The organism is Azospirillum humicireducens (assembly GCF_001639105.2).
Classification (GTDB): Bacteria; Pseudomonadota; Alphaproteobacteria; order Azospirillales; family Azospirillaceae; genus Azospirillum; species Azospirillum humicireducens.
In genome coordinates this window covers 2,102,277-2,121,481 of record NZ_CP015285.1, presented here as the reverse complement: position 1 = coordinate 2,121,481, position 19,205 = coordinate 2,102,277, and the positions used below count along the sequence as shown (strand labels likewise).

Below are 19,205 nucleotides of genomic sequence, written 5' to 3'. Positions count from 1 at the left end.
GGGCGCGGCGAGCGCCCCCCGTATCCTTACTTCTTCTCGGCCTTCCAGTAATAGTTGGTGTCGAAGCTGGGACCCCAGACGAGGCCGGAGACGGTCTTGCGCTCCGCCACCATCTCGGTCTGCTGGAACATGATGACGAAGGGCGAATCGGCCAGGACCGAGCGCTGGAGTTCCTCGTACATCCGGGCGCGCTTGGCGCTGTCGCGCTCCTCGACCGCGGCGGCGGTCTTCTTCGTCAGTTCCGGGATGTCCCAGGCGTTGCGCCAGGCCAGCGGCTTGGACTTGGCATTGTCGCTGTTGTCCGGGTTGGAGGCGAAGGTATCGGCGTTGGAGTTCGGGTCCTGATAGTCGGCGCCCCACTGCTGGATCATCAGCTCATGGTTGCGGGCGCGGTATTTGGTCAGCACCTGCTTGCCGTCGCCGGGGATGATCTCGATCTTCACGCCGGCCTTGGCGGCGCTGGCCTGGATCGCCTGGGCCATGTCCTGGGTCGGGTTGGTGTTGCGGACATCCATGCTGACGGTGAAGCCGTCGGGATAGCCGGCCTTCGCCAGCAGCTCCTTCGCCTTGGCCGGATCGTACTTGTAGGGGTTGTCGTTGACCGCGCCCAGGAAACCCTTGGGCAGGAAGGCCTGATGGACGGCGCCGATGCCGTTCATGATGGTCCCGGCCATGCCGTCATAGTCGACAAGATACTTGAACGCCTCGCGCACCTCGGGCTTGGCCAGGGCGGCGTTCTTCTGGTTCAGGCTCAGATACCACAGCGTGCCCTTGGGCGCCTGGACCAGACGGATGGTGTCGCTGGATTTCAGCGGCTCGAACTGCTCCGGCTTCAGGTTGCGCGCGACATCGACGTCGCCCTTCTCCAGCAGCAGGCGCTGGGTCGCCGGTTCCGGGATGTGGCGGATCAGAACGCGTTTCAGCTTCGGCGCGCCGCGCCAGTATTTCGGGTTGGCGTCGAAGGTCAGCAGCTCGCTCGCCTTCCATTGCTTCAGCACGAAGGGGCCGGAGCCGGCTGAGTTGGTCTTCAGCCAGTTGGCGCCGTAATCGCCGTCCTTCTCCTTGCTCTTCACCAGCTTCGAATCGACGATCGACCCGATGTCGGCGGTCAGGCAGTAGAGCACGAAGGTCGGCGCATAGGCCTTATCGGTGGTGAAGACCAGCGTGCGCGGATCGGTGGCGCGCACCATCTGCTCGACATTGTCCGGCGTCAGGCCGAACTGGGCCAGGATGAAGGCCGGACCCTTGTTCATCTTCACCGCACGGGCAAAGGACCATGCCACGTCGTTCGCCGTCAGCGGGTTGCCGGAATGGAAGGCGATGCCGTCGCGGATCTTGAAGGTGAAGGTCTTGCCGTCTGGCGACACGGTCCAGCTTTCGGCGGCATCGCCCTCGATCCTGCTGACGTCGTTGACGTCGAAATGGACCAGCCGGTCATAGACCTGGGCGCTGTATTCGGCCCCCGACAGCTCGAAGATCTCGGCCGGGTCGAGGCTGACGATGTCGTCGAACTGCCAGGCCATCACCAGCGCGTCCTTCGGCGTGTCGGCGATGGCCGGAGCGGTGAAACCGGCGAGGGCGAGAGCGGCGGCACCAAGAACCGTCTGCGCAACAAGGCTGCGCTTGAAGCTGGTCATCCGTGAGGTCTCCCTGGAGGCCCATTCGGGCGCTGTTGAGGGCGGGCAGAGTCGAAGGAAGAATCTTCCCGCCGCCTTCCATGGCCTGTCAACCCGGCCGGAGGGCAGGTTTCCTGAGGGGACGGGTTGCAATTCGCAGGGAAAGCGCCTAGCTCCTATCGCCTTCCGGCATCATTCTTGTATTCGCGGATATTCGGCAGAAGGACACCACCGTCATGGGCTATACCGTCGCGGTCATCGGCGCCACCGGCAATGTCGGGCGCGAGATCCTGCAAACGCTCGCCGAACGGAAGTTCCCGGCCGACAAGGTCATCGCCCTGGCCTCGGAAAAGTCGATCGGCCAGGAGGTGTCCTATGGCGAGGACGACATCCTGAAGGTCCAGGACCTCAACAAGTTCGACTTCCATGGCGTGGACATCGTGCTGTCGTCGCCCGGCGCCAAGGTGTCGGCCGTCCATGTGCCGCGCGCCGCCGCCGCCGGTGCCATTGTGATCGACAACACCTCGCACTTCCGCATGGACCCCGACGTGCCGCTGGTGGTGCCGGAGGTCAATCCGGAGGCGCTGGCCGGGTATCGCAAGCGCGGCATCATCGCCAACCCCAACTGCTCCACCATCCAGATGGTGGTGGCGCTGAAGCCGCTGCACGACCGCTACAAAATCCGCCGCGTCGTGGTCTCGACCTACCAATCGGTGTCGGGTGCCGGCAAGGAGGCGATGGACGAGCTGTTCACCCAGACCCGCGCCATCTTCGTCAACGACCCCATCGCCAAGAGCGTCTTCCCCAAGCAGATCGCCTTCAACGTCATCCCCCACATCGACGCCTTCATGGAGGACGGCTCCACCAAGGAAGAGTGGAAGATGATGGTGGAGACCAAGAAGATCCTGGATTCGAAGATCAAGGTCGCCGCCACCTGCGTCCGCGTGCCGACCTTCATCGGCCATGCCGAGGCGATCAACATCGAGACGGAGGAGCCGATCAGCGCCGAGGAGGCCCGTGTCATCCTGCGCGCCGCCCCCGGCGTGTCGGTGGTCGACCAGCAGACCGGCGACGGCTATGTCACCCCGGTCGAGGTCGCCGGCGACAACCCAGTCTTCGTCAGCCGCATCCGCGACGACTTCACGGTGGAGAACGGCCTGTCCTTCTGGTGCGTCGCCGACAACCTGCGCAAGGGCGCGGCGTTGAACGCCGTGCAGATCGCCGAGCTGTTGGTGCGGGATTACATGGTGGAGTGAGGGAGCGGGCTGAACTTTTACCCCCTCCCTAACCCTCCCCCGCCTTTGGCGGGAGAGGGAACTCCGCTGCTTTCGCAGTTAAACTACGTTCACGAACATCCTACCCCCTCTCCCGCGAAGCGGGGGAGGGATGGGGAGGGGGCGCAATGCAACCACTCTCCCACCTTCCCACCCTCCCGAATTGCCGTTAGGCTGAACCGTCCCACCTGACCGGGCGGTTCCGTGCTCCGCATCCTGCCGCTGTTGTGCCTCGTCCTGCTGCTGCTCACCGGGTGCGGCATCGATGCCGACCAGGATGTGCTGTGCCGGAAACTGATCCCGGCCTTCGAACCCGGCCCTGTCACCGAGCTGTCCACCCGGACCTATGCCGAGGACCGGCGGGTTCTGCGCATCGACTACCGCAGCGGCGATCAGCGCCACTGGATCGCCTGCCGTTTCGCCGGAACGGGCATGGAGGAGGGGCGTCGGACACTCGTGTCGGTGGCGACCGACCGCGCCGGCTGGCTGACGGACATGCGCTTCGCCATGCTGCAGCAATGGCTGCGCATCAAGCCGCCGCGCGATGCCGTCGCCGGTGCGGCGGAGACCCGGCGGGCGGACCCGACGCGCTGGACGCCCGTCCTGTTCCTGGCCCAGCAGATCGTCAACGCCGCCACCGTCGCCTGCGTCTATGGGCTGCTGGCGCTCGGCTACACGCTGGTCTACGCCATCCTAGGCCAGCTCAATCTGGCGATGGGGGAGTTGACGATGCTCGGCGCGATGCTGACGGCGATGGCGGCGGCCGGGCTGGGCATCGCCGGCTGGGCGACATGGCCGCCGGCTTTGCTGGGCGTGCTGGTGCTGGCGATGGGCTTCACCGCGGTGCAGGGCTGGACGATGGATCGGCTGGTGTTCCGCCGCCTGCGCGGGGTGCGCAGCCACATGCCGCTGATCGTCGCGGTCGGGCTGTCCATCGCCTATCAGGAGGGGGTACGGCTGCTGCACGGTGCGCGCGACTGGTGGCCGTCGCCGGTGCTGACCGGCCGCTACGACCTGTTGAGCGACGGCGCCTTCACCGTCACCGCGCTGACGGCGCAGCTGGCGATCCTGGTGCTGACCGGTGGGCTTTATGCCCTGTTGTGGGGGATCATGCAGTGCACCGCCTTCGGCCGGGCGCATCGTGCCTGCACCGACGACATCGCGGCGGCGGAACTGGTCGGGGTGGATGTCAACCGAACGGTGGCGGCGACCTTCGCCATCGGTGGCGGGCTGGCCGCGGCGGCGGGGGCGGTGATCGCGCTGTATTACGGCGGGGTGAACTTCTTCACCGGCTACCTGATCGGCTTCAAGGCGCTGGCCGCGGCGGTGGTCGGCGGCATCGGCTCGGTGCCGGGGGCTATGCTCGGCGGCGCCCTGCTGGGGTTGGTCGAGACCTTCTGGTCGGCCTACTTCGCGCTCGCCTACAAGGACATCGTGGCGTTCGGGCTGCTGACGCTGTTCCTGATTTTCCGGCCGCAGGGGCTGATGGGGCAGGCGCGGGGGAGGGGGGATTAGGGGCTTCGTAGCGGCTGCCCCCTCCCCCCCGCTTTGCGGGTCCCTCCCTCCCCCGCTTTCGACGGTGGAGGGAAAGAGAGCGGCAGTCCCCTCTCCCACCGCAGGTGGGGGAGGGTTAGGGAGGGGGCAGGCAGCCCTTACAGCGCCCGCACGTCGGCCAGATGCCCCGTCACCGCCGCCGCCACGGCCATCGCCGGGCTGACGAGGTGGGTTCGGCCGCCGCGGCCCTGACGACCTTCGAAGTTGCGGTTCGAGGTCGAGGCGCTGCGCTCGCCGGGAGCCAGACGGTCGGCGTTCATCGCCAGGCACATGGAGCAGCCCGGCTCACGCCACTCGAAGCCGGCCTCGGTGAAGATCTTGTCCAGACCCTCTTCCTCGGCCTGCTCCTTGACCAGACCCGAACCGGGAACCACCAGGGCGCGCACGCCCTCGGCGACCTTGCGGCCCTTGGCGACCTCGGCGGCGGCGCGCAGGTCTTCGATGCGGCCGTTGGTGCAGGAGCCGATGAAGACGGTGTCCACCTTCACCTCGGTCAGCGGCTGGCCGGGGGTCAGGCCCATGTAGGCGAGCGAGCGCTCGACGGCGGCGCGCTTGCCGGCGTCGGCGATCTCCGCCGGGTTCGGCACGGTCGCGGTGATCGGCAGCACGTCTTCCGGGCTGGTGCCCCAGGTGACCTGCGGGACGATGTCGGCGGCGTTCAGCACGACGGTGGCGTCATAGACCGCACCCTCGTCCGACGGCAGCGTCTTCCAGTACTGGACGGCCTGCTCCCAGGCGCCGGCCTTCGGGGCCAGGGCGCGGCCCTTGACGTATTCGAAGGTCTTCTCGTCCGGGGCGATCAGGCCGGCGCGGGCGCCGCCTTCGATCGCCATGTTGCAGACGGTCATGCGGCCTTCCATCGACAGGTCGCGGATGGCTTCGCCCGCGAACTCGATGACATAGCCGGTGCCGCCGGCGGTGCCGATCCTGCCGATGATGGCCAGCACGATGTCCTTGGCGGTGACGCCGGGGTTAACCTTGCCGTCCACGCGGATCAGCATGTTCTTGGCCGGCTTCTGCAGCAGGGTCTGGGTGGCCAGCACATGCTCCACCTCCGACGTGCCGATGCCGAAGGCCAGCGCACCGAAGGCGCCGTGGGTGGCGGTGTGGCTGTCGCCGCAGACGATGGTCGCGCCGGGCAGGGTGAAGCCCTGTTCCGGGCCGACGATGTGGACGATGCCCTGGCGGACGTCGTCCATCGGGAAGTAGCGGACGCCGAAGTCGCGGGCGTTCTTGTCCAGCGTCTCGACCTGGATCCGGCTTTCCTCCTCGGTGATGCCCTTGGAGCGGTCGGTGGTGGGGACGTTGTGGTCGGGCACGGCGAGAGTGGCTTCCGGACGCCGCACCTTGCGGCCGGCGACGCGCAGTCCTTCGAACGCCTGCGGGCTGGTCACCTCATGGACCAGATGGCGGTCGATGTAGAGGATGCAGGTGCCGTCATCCTGGCGGTGCACGACGTGGCTGTCCCAGATCTTGTCGAACAGAGTGCGCGGCTTGGACATCGGAAAAACTCTCTCTCGCGGTACGACAGGCGCAGAAGAATCGGAGGCCGCACCATAGCCTTGTGTCGCGCCGGGGACAAGCGCGGCCATACGTCTTTCGCCGCAAGCCTGTCCCCCGCAATATTATGACACTGACGGCCGGTGATGGGCAGCCGGTGGGGGCGGTCAGGGCAGCATCTTGCCGGGGTTCAGCAGGCCGTTGGGATCGAGGGTCGCCTTGATGGCGCGCAGCATGTCGAACTCCACCGGCCCCTTGATCGCCGGCATCTCGTCCTTCTTGAAGCGGCCGACGCCGTGCTCGGCCGAGATCGAGCCGTCGAGCTTGAAGATCACCTCGTTCACGACGTGGCAGATCTCGTCCCAGCGGTCGAGATAGGCCTTGGTGTCGGCCCCTTCGGGCTGGCTGAGGTTGAAGTGGATGTTGCCGTCGCCGACATGGCCGAAGGGGGTCGGGCGGATGCCGGGGCAGGCCTCTGCCACCGCCGCTTCCGCCAGTTCGATGAACTCGGCGACGCGGGACACCGGGATCGACACGTCGTTCTTGATCGAGCCGCCCTCGAACTTCTGCGCCTCGACGATGGCCTCGCGGATGAACCACAGCTGCTTGGCCTGGGCGTCCGACTGGGCAAGCGTGGCGTCGGTCGCCAGTTCGGCCTCGAACGCCTCGCCCAGCGCGGTCTCCACCGTCTCCTGGAAGGCGTCGGACTTGGTGCCGGCGGTCAGTTCGGTCAGGACATACCAGGGCGACGGCTCCGACAGCGGATCGACGGTGCCGGCGACATGCTTCAGCGCGAAGTCCAGGCACCGGCGCGACATCAACTCGAAGGCCGACACGGCATCGCCCGAGGCGGCGCGCAGGCGGGCCAGCAGTTCGATGGCGGCGGCGGGGCTGGGCACGGCGACGAAGGCGGTGATCGACTGGCGCGGGCGCGGGAACAGCTTCAGCACAGCGGCGGTGACGATGCCCAGCGTGCCCTCGGCGCCGATGAACAGGTTCTTCAGGTCATAGCCGGTGTTGTTCTTGCGCAGCCGGCGCATGCCGTCCCAGACGCGCCCGTCGGCCAGAACCACCTCTAGCCCCAGCACGAGGTCGCGGGTGTTGCCGTAGCGCAGGACGTTGATGCCGCCGGCGTTGGTGGAGATCAGGCCGCCGATCTGCGCCGTGCCCTCCGCCCCCAGGCTCAAGGGGAACAGGCGGTCGGCGTCGGCCGCGGCCTCCTGGATGCTGGTCAGCACCACGCCGGCCTCCACCGTCATGGTGTAGTTCAGCGTGTCGATGTCGCGGATGCGGTTCATGCGCGACAGGCTGAGAACGATCTCGCGGCCTTCCTCGTAGGGAATGGAGCCGCCGACGAGGCTGGTGTTGCCGCCCTGCGGCACGATGGGGATGCCGGCCCCGGCGCAGATCTTGACGACGGCGGCGACTTCTTCGGTGCTGGCCGGGCGGACCACCGCCGGGCTGTTGCCCTTGAAGCGCCCGCGCCACTCCGCGAGGTAGGGAGCCATGTCGGCGGCGTCGGTGAGGATGCCGGACGGGCCGACGATGGCGCGGATCTGGTCGAGAGCGGCGGCGATGTTGGTCATGGCGCTTAGGTCCGGCAGATGGGAGTGTCGCAGTGAGACGCGACACTTCTACAATCTAGCCGCCCCCATTTCCATGCAGCTGTTGCGCAGACCTGCTGCAACGCAGCGGTTCAGCTCCGCGGCGCCGCCGCCCGGCGCAGGCGGTCGTTGATCGCCAGTCCGAGCCCCACCTCCGGGATCGGCATCACGGCGATGCGCTTCGCTCCACTCTGGTCGAGGCTGCGCAGGTGGGAGAACAGGTTGGCCGCGGCCTCGTTCAGGTCGCCTTCCAGGCTCAGGTTCAGCCGGGTGGTGCCGCCGAAGACGAAGCGGTCGGGACCGAAGGTCAGGAAGGCCTCGTCCTCCTCCGCCGAGGAGGCGTTCAGGCGGACAGCGGCGTTGGGGGCGTAGTGGCTTTCCAGCTGGCCGGGCGACTTCGGCGCCGTTGGATCGCCTGCGGACAGGCGGACCGGGCCGATCAGCCGTTCCATCTCGTCGGGCAGGACCGCGCCGGGGCGGAGAAGCACAGCCTCGAGGCCGGTCAGGTCGATGACGGTGGATTCAAGGCCGACCATGCATTTGCCGCCGGTGACGATGGCGTCCACCCGGTCGCCCAGGCTTTCCAGCACATGGTGCGGCGTGGTCGGGCTGACGGCGCCGGACCGGTTGGCGCTGGGCGCGGCGATCGGCTTGCCGGCGGCGCGCAGGATGGCCTGGGCCACCGGGTGGTTGGGCACGCGGATGGCAATGCTGTCCAGCCCGGCGCTGACCAGCAGCGACAGGGCGGAGTTGGCCGGGCGCGGCACGACCATGGTCAGCGGACCGGGCCAGAACTGCGTCGCCAGATCGTGGGCGCGGTCGTCGAACAGGCCCCAGGAGTGGGCGGCGACCAGATCGGGGACATGGACGATCAGCGGATTGAACTGCGGCCTGCCCTTCGCGGCGAAGATGGCGGCGACGGCGCGGTCGTCGGTGGCGTCGGCGCCCAGGCCATAGACCGTCTCGGTCGGGAAGGCGACCAGACGGCCGGCGCGCAGCAGGTCGGCCGCGCGATTGACGCCGGTCGGGGTGGCCGGGATCAGCGCCGGGCGCTTTTCACCGGTATCGGGTGCGGAATGGTCGGTCACGGCGTCTTTCTAGCCCGAGCGGCGCTGGTGTCAATTCGCGCGGTTGCACCGGTGCCATGCCCAAGGTTATGAGGGGAGTGCGCAATCAACCAACACAACATGATGGGTGCCGGCATGACGGGCAAGGTCTTCACCGTGGCGCAGCAGAAGGGCGGCGCCGGCAAGACCACGCTGGCCGCCCATCTCGCCATCGCCTGGGCGCAGCTCGGCTATAGGGTCGCCACCGTCGACATCGATCCGCAGGGCAGCCTGACCCGCTGGCACGCCGTCCGCGCCGAGGCAACAGGCGGGCAGCCCGGCTTCACCCATGTGCAGATCACCGGCTGGCGCACCCAGGCGGAGGTGGAGAAGCTGGCGCGTGGCCATGACATCGTGGTGGTCGACAGCCCGCCCCATGCCCAGACGGAGGCGCGCATCGCCGTCCGTGCCGCCACGCTGGTGGTTGCGCCGGTGCAGCCGAGTCCGATGGATTTGTGGGCGGTCCACCCGACCATCGATCTGGCGGGACAGGAGAAGCGCCGTCTGTTGCTTGTGCTGAACCGCGTGCCGCCGCGCGCCCGCATCGCCGACGAGCTGGTCGCCAAGGTGCATGAGCTGGTCGCGCCGCCGGCGGTTGAGCTGGCGACGGCGCAGATCGGCAACCGCACAGCCTATGCCGGCACGCTGATGACCGGCCTGTCGGTAACGGAGGCCGCGCGCAAGACCCAGGCGGCGGCGGAGATGCAGGCTCTGGCTGAGGAGATTCTGGGGCGGGTTTGAAGGGGAGGGGGCAAGAAGACCTTGCCCCCCAAACCCCTCAGTCCTTGATCTCGCCCATCGCCGACTGGATGTAGTTGGCCAAGCCGATGTCGTCGATCAGGCTCAGCTGGGTTTCCAGATAGTCGATGCGCTCTTCCGACTCTTCCAGCAGCTCGGTCAGCTCATCGCGCGACACGTAATCGGCCTTCTCCTCGCACACGGCGATGGCGGCCGCAATCCGGTCGCGGGCTTCCTGTTCGGCGGCGAGGTCGCTGGAGAGGATTTCCTGCACATTCTCGCCGATGTGCAGTTTGCCGAGATCCTGCAGGTTGGGGATCGCCTCGATGAAGAGGATGCGTTCGATGATCTCGTCCGCGCTCTTCATCACTTCGATGGAGGCGTGATACTCCCACTTGCCCAGCGCCTTGACGCCCCAGTTCTTCAGCATGCGGGCGTGCAGGAAATACTGGTTGATCTGCGTCAGCTGGTCCTTGAGGACGATCTGAAGCTGGGCGATGACGTCGGCGTTGCCCTTCATGGTCCGTCCTCCTCTCAACCAGAAATGCCGCCCATGCCCGACTGCAGGTAATTCTGCAGGCCGAGCATGTCGATCAGGCCGAGCTGCTGCTCCAGCCAGTGGGCGTGGTCTTCCTCGGTGTCGACCAGCAGTTCCAGCAGGATGCGGCGGGTGTCGTAATCCTTCACCTGCTCGCAATAGGCAATGGCCTCCTTCAGGGCGGCGACCACCTCATATTCCAGGTTCAGGTCGTTCCGCATCATCTCCGGCACGGTCTTGCCGATGTGCAGCGGATCGCGGCTGGCGACGTCGGGCGTGCCTTCCAGGAACAGGATGCGCCGGATCAGCTTGTCGGCATGCTCCAGCTCCTCCATCCGCTCGTGGGAGATGCGCTCGCTCAGCGCCTTGAGCCCCATGTCCTCCATGGAGCGCGCGTGGGACAGATACTGGTCGGCAGCGCTCAGCTCACCGGTGAGCAGCTTGTTCAGACGGTCGAGGACGCCTTGATCGCCTTGCATGGTCGATGCTCCTAAGTAGACAATTGGTCGCACCTTCTCACACAGAAAGGATTCGCACAATAAAAAATTCCGCTTTTGGCGAAGATGTATTTGATAGTCACTATCAATTGAAGGGCAGGCGTTCCGCCCAAAATACAGATTTGGTGCGCACCCTATATTGCGAATCAATATCAATTGCGGTGAAGTGCGGCGTGAGCGAATTCCCAGCCTTAAATTATGGGATTTGACTTGTCGTGCCGCGGTGATGCTTGGGCGGGAGAACAGCGGGCAGGCAAGCCGGTTCCATGCCGGCCACCGCATTGAGGCAGGGGCCGTTCCGTGCTAACAGACCGCGGGATTTCTCCGCCCTTCATTTCAACGACAGCCGGACTGCGGCCATGACGACGACCTCCTCCTCGGCTCCCGCCTCGGAGTTCCTGCGCACCCTTCAGGAGCGCGGGTTCATCCACCAGTGCACCGACCTCGCCACGCTGGACGAGCGGGCGCAAAAGGGGCCGATCGTCGCCTATATCGGCTTCGACTGCACCGCGGACAGCCTGCATGTCGGCAGCCTCCTGCCGATCATGATGCTGCGCTGGCTGCAGAAGACCGGCCACAAGCCGATCGTCCTGATGGGCGGCGGCACCACCAAGATCGGCGATCCCTCGGGCAAGGACGAGGCGCGGCAGTTGCTGACCGACGAGGTGATCGCCGGCAACATGGCCGGCATCAAGCGCATCTTCGGCCGATATCTGACCTTCGGGGACGGGCTGACCGATGCGGTGATGGTGAACAACGCCGATTGGCTGGACGAGCTGAAATACATCCCGCTGCTGCGCGACATCGGCCGCCACTTCACCATCAACCGCATGATGACCTTCGATTCGGTCAAGCTGCGGCTGGAGCGCGAGCAGCCGCTGACCTTCCTGGAATTCAACTACATGATCCTCCAGGCCTACGACTTCGTCGAGCTGAAGCGGCGCCATGGCTGCAGCCTTCAGATGGGCGGGTCGGACCAGTGGGGCAACATCGTCAACGGCGTCGAACTCGGCCGCCGCACCGACGGCGCCGAGCTGTTCGGCCTGACCACGCCGCTGCTGACCACCGCGTCCGGTGCCAAGATGGGCAAGACCGCAGCCGGTGCGGTTTGGCTGACCGCCGACAAGCTGAGCAGCTACGATTTCTGGCAATACTGGCGCAACACCGAGGATGCCGACGTCGGCCGCTTCCTGCGCCTCTACACCGAACTGCCGCTGGACGAGGTCGCCCGGCTGGAAAATCTCCATGGCGCCGAGATCAACGAGGCCAAGAAGATCCTCGCCAACGAGGTGACCAGGCTCGCCCACGGCGAGGAGGCCGCGTTGGAGGCCGCCGAGACCGCGCGCCGCGCCTTCGAGGAAGGGGCCGCGGCCGAAGGCCTGCCCAGCATCGAGGTCGCCCGCGCCGAGCTGGAAGCCGGGATGCCGGTGGTGGACCTGCTGGTGTCGGCCGGGCTGGCCGCGTCGAAGGGCGAGGCGCGCCGGCTGATCAAGGGCGGCGGTGCCAAGCTGAACGACGGGCCGATCGCCGACGAGGCGGCAAAGGCGACGACGGCCGACCTGAACGCGGATGGTGTGGTGAAGCTCAGCGCCGGCAAGAAGCGGCACGCGCTGGTGAAGGTGGGGTGAGGGTTTGAGGGGTAATACCAGCGGTCATTGATGATGACCGCTGGTATCCGCGCCGACTGGCGCGGCGGCGGCCCATGCCGCCGAAGCTCTTGATCCTGACAGGTCAGGATCAAGAGCCGCTGGTATAAGGTGCTGTTGCCCCCTCCCTAACCCTCCCCCGCTGGCGCGGGAGAGGGAACTCCGCCGCACTGAACCATCACTTGGTGCAGCCAAGCGTCCTACCCCCTCCACCGCCAAGGGCGGGGGAGGGATGGGGAGGGGGCGCAGCGCCTACCACTTCCCCCTCACCTTGTATGCGCCTCCGGCGGCAGCCGGGTGTCGGGCATCGGCGTGCCGTCGCCGCCCAGGAAGAACAGGTTGCGCAGGAATCCTGGCGCCAGGACCGCCAGCGGATTGACCGACACGTCCGGGTCGGACAGCCGCCCCTGGACATGCCAGGTGGCGGAGAAGATGCCCTGGCCCTCGCCGCCGCTCAGCACGTCGCCCAGAAGCGGGATCTGGCCGATCAGACGGTTCAGGCCATAGACCGGAACGATGGTGCCGCGGAGGTTGGCGGTCTCCGTTTCCAGATCGACCTGTCCTTCCAGCGTCAGGCCGAGTGCGGAGCCCGATGTGCGCAGATCCTTCAGGGTCAGCAGGCGGCCTTCCTTGCGGAACTCCGCCGACATGCGGCCGAAATTGATGCCCTTGCCGCCGTCCAGCAGTTCGGCGAATCCCGACGGCGAGATGGCGTTGAGGATGCGCGCCAGAGCGGGCACGTCGAGCAGCGTGTAGTCGAGGATCTCCGCCTTGCCGACGATGGCGGCATCCGCCCGCGGCTCCACCGACCGGCCGGTCAGGGTCAGCCGGCCGCCGCGCATGCGGTCGTTCAGGTCCATCGCCTGCAGGGCGGAGCCCAGATCGTCGGCGGTGATGGCAAGGTCGTAGACGCCCTGCGCTCCCGGCCGCCACTTCATCGACACGCCGCCGCGGTCGCTGCGCCCGGTGAGGTCCAGCAGGGTCCAGGCCGCGGTGTCGCGCCGCATGGTTCCGGCGACCTGACGCAGCCACCGGCCCTCGCCGAACACCACCGAATCGAACTTGATGGCGACGTCCAGCGGCGTCTTGCGGCCGTCGCCGGAGCGGGCCTTTTGCGGGTCGGGAGTGACGGCGCCTTCGCCGGACGGCGTCTTGCCGGTCAGGCCGCGGGCGTCCAGGCTGCTGCCGGTGATGGTGCCGGCATAGCCGCCGGCCGGACCGCCGGGCTTGGCGGGGGGCAGCACGGTCAGATCGGCGCGCAGGTCTGTCTGGCCCAGCTTGAAGCTGGGCGTCAGGATCCGCGCCACCCGCTTGCCGCCGTCGGCCAGTTCCAGGTTGGTGACGCTCCTCAGCCCGCCGGCATCGACGGTCAGGTTGCTGATGCGGGTCGGGCGGTCCTTGTCGAACTCCAGCGTCAGCTTGCCGATGCCGGGCTTGCCGGGCGGCTTGGCCCAGGCCAGCTCCTCGATGGACAGCCGGGTCTTCTCCAGGTTCAGGTTTGCCGTCAGCGCCAGCTTGCGGCGGCGGTCCACGGTGAACAGGATGTCGGCGCCGAACGGGCCCTGCACCCGGTCCTCCAGGTCGATGCCGTGGGCGCGCAGGTCGTCGGCGGTGGCGTCGCCCTTCACGGCGATGCGGGTGCGCGGGCCCTTGGCCGTGCTGTCGAAGGATTCGTTCCAATCCAAGGTGACGGGGATGCCGTCCAGCTTGGTGGTGCCCTTGATCTGCATGGCCTTGAGGTCGAGCGCCAGCGACAGCTCTCCGTCGGTGGCGTTCAGTCCCGCCGCCACCTTCTCCACCGCCACCTTGTGCAGCTTGCCGGTCACGTCGAGTTCCAGCTGCTCCACCTTCAGGTCGGCAAGCAGCGGGAAGGCGAAGTGAAGCTGGGCCTCCGCCGTGCCCTGGGTCCGTTTCGGGTCCATCTCCAGCTTGGTCGGATAGCCCAGCGGCGGCATGTCGAGCAGGGTCAGGATCGACCGCACCGGCCCCTGGACCGGAATGCGGATGTCCATCGTCTCCTTGCCGGTGTCCAGCCCGCCGATCACCGCCGTGCCGTCACCGATCTCGATGTCGCCCGATTTCGGATCGGCGATTCGCCCGCCCTTGGTCTGGATCGTGAAGGTCTTGCCGTCGGTGGTCGCCTCCACCGCGGCGCCGGTCACCGGGGTCAGATCGTGGAAATAGCGGACGCTGACGTCCTCCCCGGACATGGTCGCCAGGAAGCGCGTCATCTCCGGCTCGGCCTGCCGGTCCAGCGGCAGTGACAGCGCCACCTCGGCCCGCGCCTCCGTCACCGTTCCGCGGGACAGGTTGGTGGTCACCCAGTCCCGTGCGTTGGGGCCCGCGACCTTCGGCCAGTAGCGGCGCAGCTCGTCCAATGCCATGCCGCGCGCGCTCGCCTGCGCCTCAACCGCCATGCGGTCGCCCTGGCGCAGGGCAGTGCCGCTGGCCTCCACCTGCGGCTGCGGCCCGCCGGTATCGCCCAGCACCGCCGTCAGGCCGTCCAGCGCGATGCGGTCGCGGTCGCCATGCAGACGCAGCCGGGCCGACTCGACGGGCAGCGGCCCTTCGAACAGGTCCGGACGGTGGAGATGGCCGGCGCCGGCGGTGAGGTCCGCCTTGCCCGCGGTCGGCTGCAGGGACTGGTCGAAGGCGACCTCCACCGTACCCGACAGCGGCAGGGCGGCGGCCTTCAGCGGTTCCAGCATGGGGGCGATGCCGGCGAGCGCCGCGGGGGAGAGGCCGGTCAGGCGCGCCGCCGCCCGTCCGTCCTTGCCGGGGCCTTGCTGCGCCGACAGCTCCAGCCCGGCAGTCCGGCCGCCGGCGATCAGCGACAGCGTCGCCTGGAGGTCGCGGCCCCGGCCGGTCTCCGTCAGTTCGCCCCGCCCGGTCAGCGCCAGCGGTTCGCCGCCGTCCGCCGCCGCCTTCAGCGCCAGATCCTCCACGCGCAGCCGCCGTCCCGGAACGTCCAGGCTGCCGCGCAAGGCCATGCTCTGCACCGCGAGCGGTTCCGGCCGCAGGGCGGGCAGGGCGACGGTGCCGGCACCGCCGCGCAGGGTCAGGTCGAGCGTCGTCGGCTCGAACCGGGGATCGAGCTTCGCCGTGACCGTGCCGGACAGCGGCAGCTTCACCGCGGCCAGCGGCGCCAGAGCCGGTCCGACCTCCGCCAGCGCCGCCGGCTCCAGGCCATCGACGGACAGGGTCAGGTCGGTGGTCGAATCGACGATGTTGTAGTGACCGGAGGCGGCGACGGTGACCGGACGCCGGTTCGCATCGCCCTGGGCCTGGGAGTCGAGATCGAGGGTCAGGCGGGCGCGGCCCTGGGCGCCTTCGGCATCGCGGGTCAGGATCATGTCCGCGCGCGTGGCGTGCCAGGACAGATCCAGCATGCGGTTCTCGATCCGCAGGTCGGCGCCGACCACCGACAGCCGGCGCAGCAGTCCCAGCGGCCGGTCGATGTCGGGCGGGCGGCGCAGGCTGTCCAGCGCCTCGACCAGCAGGTCGGGGCCGTCGCTTTCCTGATTCTGCACCGACTCCGTGTCGGACCGCACGTCGAAGGCGATGCTGCCGTCCGCCCGCCGCAGCACGCTGAGACGCGGCCGGACCAGATCGAGTCGCGTCGGCGACAGCGTGCCGCGCAGCAGCGCCGGGATCGAGAAGCCGATGCCCATCTCCGGCACCGCCGCCAGCTCCGCCCCGTCGGCGTTCAGCGCCTGCACCCGCCGGGCGCGAAGGTCCAGACGCCGTCCGCCGCCGCTTTCAAGGGCGTCCTCTTCCTCCAGCGACAGCACCAGCTCGCCGATATCGATGCGGAACCGCCCGTCGCGGTCGCCAAGCGCCTTTTCGACATAGGGGATCAGCGGGTCAAGCGCGATCGGCCCCTGCGACAGGCGCCAGGCGAACAGACCGCCCGCCGCCAGCGCCACGGCACCGATCCCGGTCAGCGTCAGGCCGAGAATCTTCGCGGTGCGCCGGATCATCGGGCACCATGACGGGAGGAGGGAGCGCGCGAATCGGCCCGATTGACGTTCCCGTCCGACGCGTGCAGCTTTCTGCACATGTTTTGAGCAGGAAAGACCGTCCCCATGTCCAGCCCCGTTCCGTTCCCCGCCCCCTTGCCGAAGCCCTTCGACGCCGCGCAGGCGGCGTTGGGGATGGAGCGCTGGCGCCAGCAGGCCGCCGTGGCGGAGCCGGAGACGCGGGCCTGGGCCGACGCCTTCGCCGATTCGGACCCCGGCCGTGCGCTGGTCGATGCGGTCTGCGGCAACAGCCCGTATCTGGGCCATATCCTGACGCGGGAACTGCCCTTCGTCCGGCGGGTGATGGAGGAGGGCTTCGACGCCGGCTTCGCCGGGCTGATCGCCTCGCTCCATGCCGAGCATGGCGATGAAAAGTCGATGGACCGGCTGATGGCCGGCCTGCGGGTGGCGAAGCGGCGGGCGGCCCTGCTGATCGCGCTGGCCGACATCGCCGGAGCGTGGCCGCTGTTCCGCGTCACCGGCGCCCTGTCGGAGCTGGCGGAGACGGGGGTGCAGCTGGCCGCGAATTTCCTGCTGCGCCGCGCCGCAGAGGCGGGGACGCTGACGCTGCCGGATCCGCAGCGACCGTGGATCGGCTCAGGTCTGATCGTGTTGGGCATGGGCAAACTTGGCGGGCGCGAACTCAACTATTCCAGCGACATCGACCTGATCGTCCTGTACGACGACGCTGTTGTGCAGACGCCCCAGCCGGACAACCTCGCGCGAACCTTCATCAGGCTCGCACGCGATCTTGTCCGCATTATGGATGAACGCACCAAGGACGGCTACGTCTTCCGCACCGACCTTCGGCTTAGGCCGGACCCCGGCGCCACGCCGCTGGCGGTTTCCGTTTCGGCGGCCGAAATTTATTACGGTAGCGTCGGCCAGAACTGGGAACGCGCGGCGATGATCAAGGCCCGCCCGATCGCCGGCGATCCGGAGGCGGGGGCGTCCTTCATCCGTTTCCTGGAGCCCTTCGTCTGGCGCCGCAACCTGGATTTCGCCGCCATCCAGGACATCCATTCGATCAAGCGCCAGATCAACGCCCACAAGGGCCACCGCGAGGTGACTGTCAACGGCCACGACATCAAGGTCGGCCGCGGCGGCATCCGCGAGATCGAGTTCTTCGCCCAGACCCAGCAGCTGATCTTCGGCGGCCGCGACCCGCGCGTGCGCATCGCCCCGACGCTGCTGGCGAACGAGGCGCTGCGCGATGTCGGCCGCGTGCCGGCCCAGACGGTGGAGGATCTTGCGGGAGCCTATCATTTCCTGCGCCGTGTCGAACATCGCATCCAGATGATCGACGACCAGCAGACCCACCGTATTCCCGCGGACGATGCCGGGGTGGCGCATCTCGCCACATTCCTGGGTTATGACGATCCGGCGGCCTTCCGGACGGAACTGCTGGCGACTCTGGGGCAGGTCGAGGACCGCTATGCCGAACTGTTCGAGGAGGCGCCGTCGCTCTCCGGTCCCGGCAACCTCGTCTTCACCGGAACCGATCCCGATCCCGGCACGATGGAGACGTTGAGCGGCATGGGCTTTGCCGACGCCGCCCGCGTCATCAACGTCGTCTCGGCCTGGCACCGCGGCCGCTACCGCGCCACGCGGTCAGGCCGGGCGCGGGAGTTGCTGACCGAATTGACGCCGGCCCTGCTGAGCGCCCTTGCCAAGACGCCGGCCCCCGATTCGGCGCTGATGAACTTCGACGATTTCCTCGGCAAGCTGCCGGCCGGTGTCGGGCTGTTCTCGCTGTTCGTCGCCAATCCCTGGCTGCTGGAGCTGGTGGCGGAGATCATGGGCATCGCGCCGCAGATGGCGCAAACCCTGTCGCGCAACCCGTCGCTGTTGGACGCCGTGCTGTCGCCGGACTTCTTCGACCCGCTGCCGGGCAGGGAGGACGGTCTGGCCGACGACCATGCCCGCGTGATGGCGGCGGCCCGCGATTTCGAGGATGCGCTGACCCTGTCGCGGCGCTGGACCAACGACCAGCGCTTCCGCGCCGGGGTCCATATCCTGCGCGGCATCACCGACGGCGACCGCTGCGGCGTATTCCTGGCCGACCTCGCCGACATCGTCGTTCCCGACCTCGCCCGCCGGGTGGAGGAGGAGTTCGCCCAGCGCCATGGCCATATTCCCGGCGGCGCCTGGGTGGTGGTGGCGATGGGCAAGCTGGGCAGCCGGCAGCTGACCATCACGTCCGACATCGACCTGATCGTCATCTACGACGTGGCGCCAGGGGACGGTCCCCGTCTTTCGGATGGGGCCAAGCCTCTGTCGCCCAACGAGTATTACATCAAGCTGACCCAGCGCCTGACCAACGCCATCACCGCCCCGATGGGCGACGGCCGGCTCTACGAGGTGGACATGCGGCTGCGCCCCTCCGGCAATGCCGGGCCGCTCGCCACCTCGCTGGACGCCTTCCTGAAATACCAGACCACCGATGCCTGGACCTGGGAGCATATGGCCCTGACCCGCGCACGGGTGATCGGCGGCGACCCTGCTCTCGCCGACCGGGTGGCGGCGGCGATCCGCTCGGTGCTGACGGCGCCGCGCGATGCCGACCGTCTGCTGTGGGACGTCGCCGACATGCGGCGGCGAATCGAGAAGGAATTCGGGACGGCCAATGTCTGGAACGTCAAATACGCCCGCGGCGGCCTGATCGACATCGAGTTCATCGCCCAGTTTCTGCAACTGCGCTTCGGCCACGAACGGCCGGACATCCTGCACATCGGTACCGCCAAGGCCCTGCAATGTGCCGCCCGCACCGGCGCCTTGGACGCGGAGGTGGCGGAGGACCTGGAATCGACGCTGCGGGTCTGGCGGCGGGTGCAGGGCTTCCTGCGGCTGACCACCGCCGGGGTGCTGGACCCCAACCAGGTGTCGCCCAGCCTGCTGGCCGGGCTGGTCCGCGCCGCCTTTCCTGACGAGCGTGAGCCTGGCGCTGTTGACTTCCCCGAACTGGACCACAGAATCCGTGCCGTCGCCGCCCGCGCCCATGGTCATTTCAAGACCCTGGTCGAGGATCCGGCGGGCCGTCTGGCCCCACCCAACACGACCACGCCTCCGGCCTGAGGAATCGCCTCGCCGCCGGCAAGAAGAAGGACATTCGA

General features: G+C 67.9%; 12 protein-coding genes. 5 read left to right on the top strand and 7 right to left on the bottom strand.

Annotated elements, in window-relative coordinates:
• Positions 1-26 precede the first annotated feature (26 nt).
• On the bottom strand, positions 27-1,637 hold the full coding sequence (locus A6A40_RS09890) for an ABC transporter substrate-binding protein (protein ID WP_063635235.1): 1,611 nt from the start codon (positions 1,635-1,637) through the stop codon (positions 27-29).
• A gap of 215 nt (positions 1,638-1,852) precedes the next feature.
• Here A6A40_RS09890 and A6A40_RS09885 point away from each other — a divergent pair, with 215 nt between their 5' ends.
• Together A6A40_RS09885 and A6A40_RS09880 are read left to right on the top strand one after the other, a co-directional pair.
• Positions 1,853-2,872 (top strand): aspartate-semialdehyde dehydrogenase, encoded by a 1,020-nt coding sequence (locus A6A40_RS09885; protein ID WP_063635234.1) that lies wholly within the window; start codon positions 1,853-1,855, stop codon positions 2,870-2,872.
• 222 nt (positions 2,873-3,094) lie between these two features.
• Entirely contained in the window at positions 3,095-4,405 is a 1,311-nt protein-coding gene (locus A6A40_RS09880; protein ID WP_082860773.1) for a branched-chain amino acid ABC transporter permease, read from the top strand.
• A 137-nt stretch (positions 4,406-4,542) separates the two neighbouring features.
• On the opposite strand, the gene leuC is transcribed toward A6A40_RS09880, so the two are convergent.
• From leuC to A6A40_RS09865, 3 genes are all read right to left on the bottom strand, one after another.
• Positions 4,543-5,946, bottom strand: a complete 1,404-nt coding sequence (leuC, locus tag A6A40_RS09875) for a 3-isopropylmalate dehydratase large subunit (protein ID WP_063635233.1) — start codon at positions 5,944-5,946, stop codon at positions 4,543-4,545.
• 165 nt (positions 5,947-6,111) lie between these two features.
• Positions 6,112-7,530 carry an FAD-binding oxidoreductase gene (locus A6A40_RS09870; RefSeq protein ID WP_063635232.1) on the bottom strand — a complete coding sequence of 473 codons (1,419 nt, stop codon included), beginning with the start codon at positions 7,528-7,530 and terminating at the stop codon, positions 6,112-6,114.
• A 110-nt stretch (positions 7,531-7,640) separates the two neighbouring features.
• Entirely contained in the window at positions 7,641-8,636 is a 996-nt protein-coding gene (locus A6A40_RS09865; protein ID WP_063635231.1) for an L-threonylcarbamoyladenylate synthase, read from the bottom strand.
• A gap of 114 nt (positions 8,637-8,750) precedes the next feature.
• Between A6A40_RS09865 and parA the strand changes: the two genes are divergently transcribed.
• Complete coding sequence (parA, locus tag A6A40_RS09860; protein WP_063636215.1) at positions 8,751-9,395, top strand: ParA family partition ATPase; 645 nt, start codon at positions 8,751-8,753, stop codon at positions 9,393-9,395.
• Positions 9,396-9,432: 37 nt separating this feature from the next.
• On the opposite strand, the gene bfr (A6A40_RS09855) is transcribed toward parA, so the two are convergent.
• Together bfr (A6A40_RS09855) and bfr (A6A40_RS09850) are read right to left on the bottom strand one after the other, a co-directional pair.
• Positions 9,433-9,912, bottom strand: coding sequence for a bacterioferritin (bfr, locus tag A6A40_RS09855; RefSeq protein ID WP_063635230.1), 480 nt, complete (start codon positions 9,910-9,912; stop codon positions 9,433-9,435).
• Positions 9,913-9,926: 14 nt separating this feature from the next.
• Complete coding sequence (gene bfr / locus A6A40_RS09850) at positions 9,927-10,409, bottom strand: bacterioferritin (RefSeq protein ID WP_063635229.1); 483 nt, start codon at positions 10,407-10,409, stop codon at positions 9,927-9,929.
• A 377-nt stretch (positions 10,410-10,786) separates the two neighbouring features.
• Between bfr (A6A40_RS09850) and tyrS the strand changes: the two genes are divergently transcribed.
• Positions 10,787-12,055, top strand: a complete 1,269-nt coding sequence (gene tyrS / locus A6A40_RS09845; RefSeq protein ID WP_063635228.1) for a tyrosine--tRNA ligase — start codon at positions 10,787-10,789, stop codon at positions 12,053-12,055.
• Between the two features lie 284 nt (positions 12,056-12,339).
• On the opposite strand, the gene A6A40_RS09840 is transcribed toward tyrS, so the two are convergent.
• Positions 12,340-16,053, bottom strand: coding sequence for a YhdP family protein (locus A6A40_RS09840; RefSeq protein ID WP_063635227.1), 3,714 nt, complete (start codon positions 16,051-16,053; stop codon positions 12,340-12,342).
• A 105-nt stretch (positions 16,054-16,158) separates the two neighbouring features.
• Here A6A40_RS09840 and A6A40_RS09835 point away from each other — a divergent pair, with 105 nt between their 5' ends.
• Positions 16,159-19,167, top strand: coding sequence for a bifunctional [glutamine synthetase] adenylyltransferase/[glutamine synthetase]-adenylyl-L-tyrosine phosphorylase (locus tag A6A40_RS09835; RefSeq protein ID WP_063635226.1), 3,009 nt, complete (start codon positions 16,159-16,161; stop codon positions 19,165-19,167).
• Positions 19,168-19,205 lie beyond the last annotated feature (38 nt).

Excerpts from the sequence above, each read along its gene's own strand:
- A6A40_RS09835 (WP_063635226.1), top strand. The coding sequence starts at position 16,159 with ATGTCCAGCCCCGTTCCGTTCCCCGCCCCCTTGCCGAAGCCCTTCGAC.
- A6A40_RS09890 (WP_063635235.1), bottom strand. The coding sequence starts at position 1,637 with ATGACCAGCTTCAAGCGCAGCCTTGTTGCGCAGACGGTTCTTGGTGCC.
- bfr (WP_063635230.1), bottom strand. The coding sequence starts at position 9,912 with ATGAAGGGCAACGCCGACGTCATCGCCCAGCTTCAGATCGTCCTCAAG.
- parA (WP_063636215.1), top strand. The coding sequence starts at position 8,751 with ATGACGGGCAAGGTCTTCACCGTGGCGCAGCAGAAGGGCGGCGCCGGC.
- bfr (WP_063635229.1), bottom strand. The coding sequence starts at position 10,409 with ATGCAAGGCGATCAAGGCGTCCTCGACCGTCTGAACAAGCTGCTCACC.
- A6A40_RS09870 (WP_063635232.1), bottom strand. The coding sequence starts at position 7,530 with ATGACCAACATCGCCGCCGCTCTCGACCAGATCCGCGCCATCGTCGGC.
- tyrS (WP_063635228.1), top strand. The coding sequence starts at position 10,787 with ATGACGACGACCTCCTCCTCGGCTCCCGCCTCGGAGTTCCTGCGCACC.
- A6A40_RS09840 (WP_063635227.1), bottom strand. The coding sequence starts at position 16,053 with ATGATCCGGCGCACCGCGAAGATTCTCGGCCTGACGCTGACCGGGATC.
- A6A40_RS09885 (WP_063635234.1), top strand. The coding sequence starts at position 1,853 with ATGGGCTATACCGTCGCGGTCATCGGCGCCACCGGCAATGTCGGGCGC.
- leuC (WP_063635233.1), bottom strand. The coding sequence starts at position 5,946 with ATGTCCAAGCCGCGCACTCTGTTCGACAAGATCTGGGACAGCCACGTC.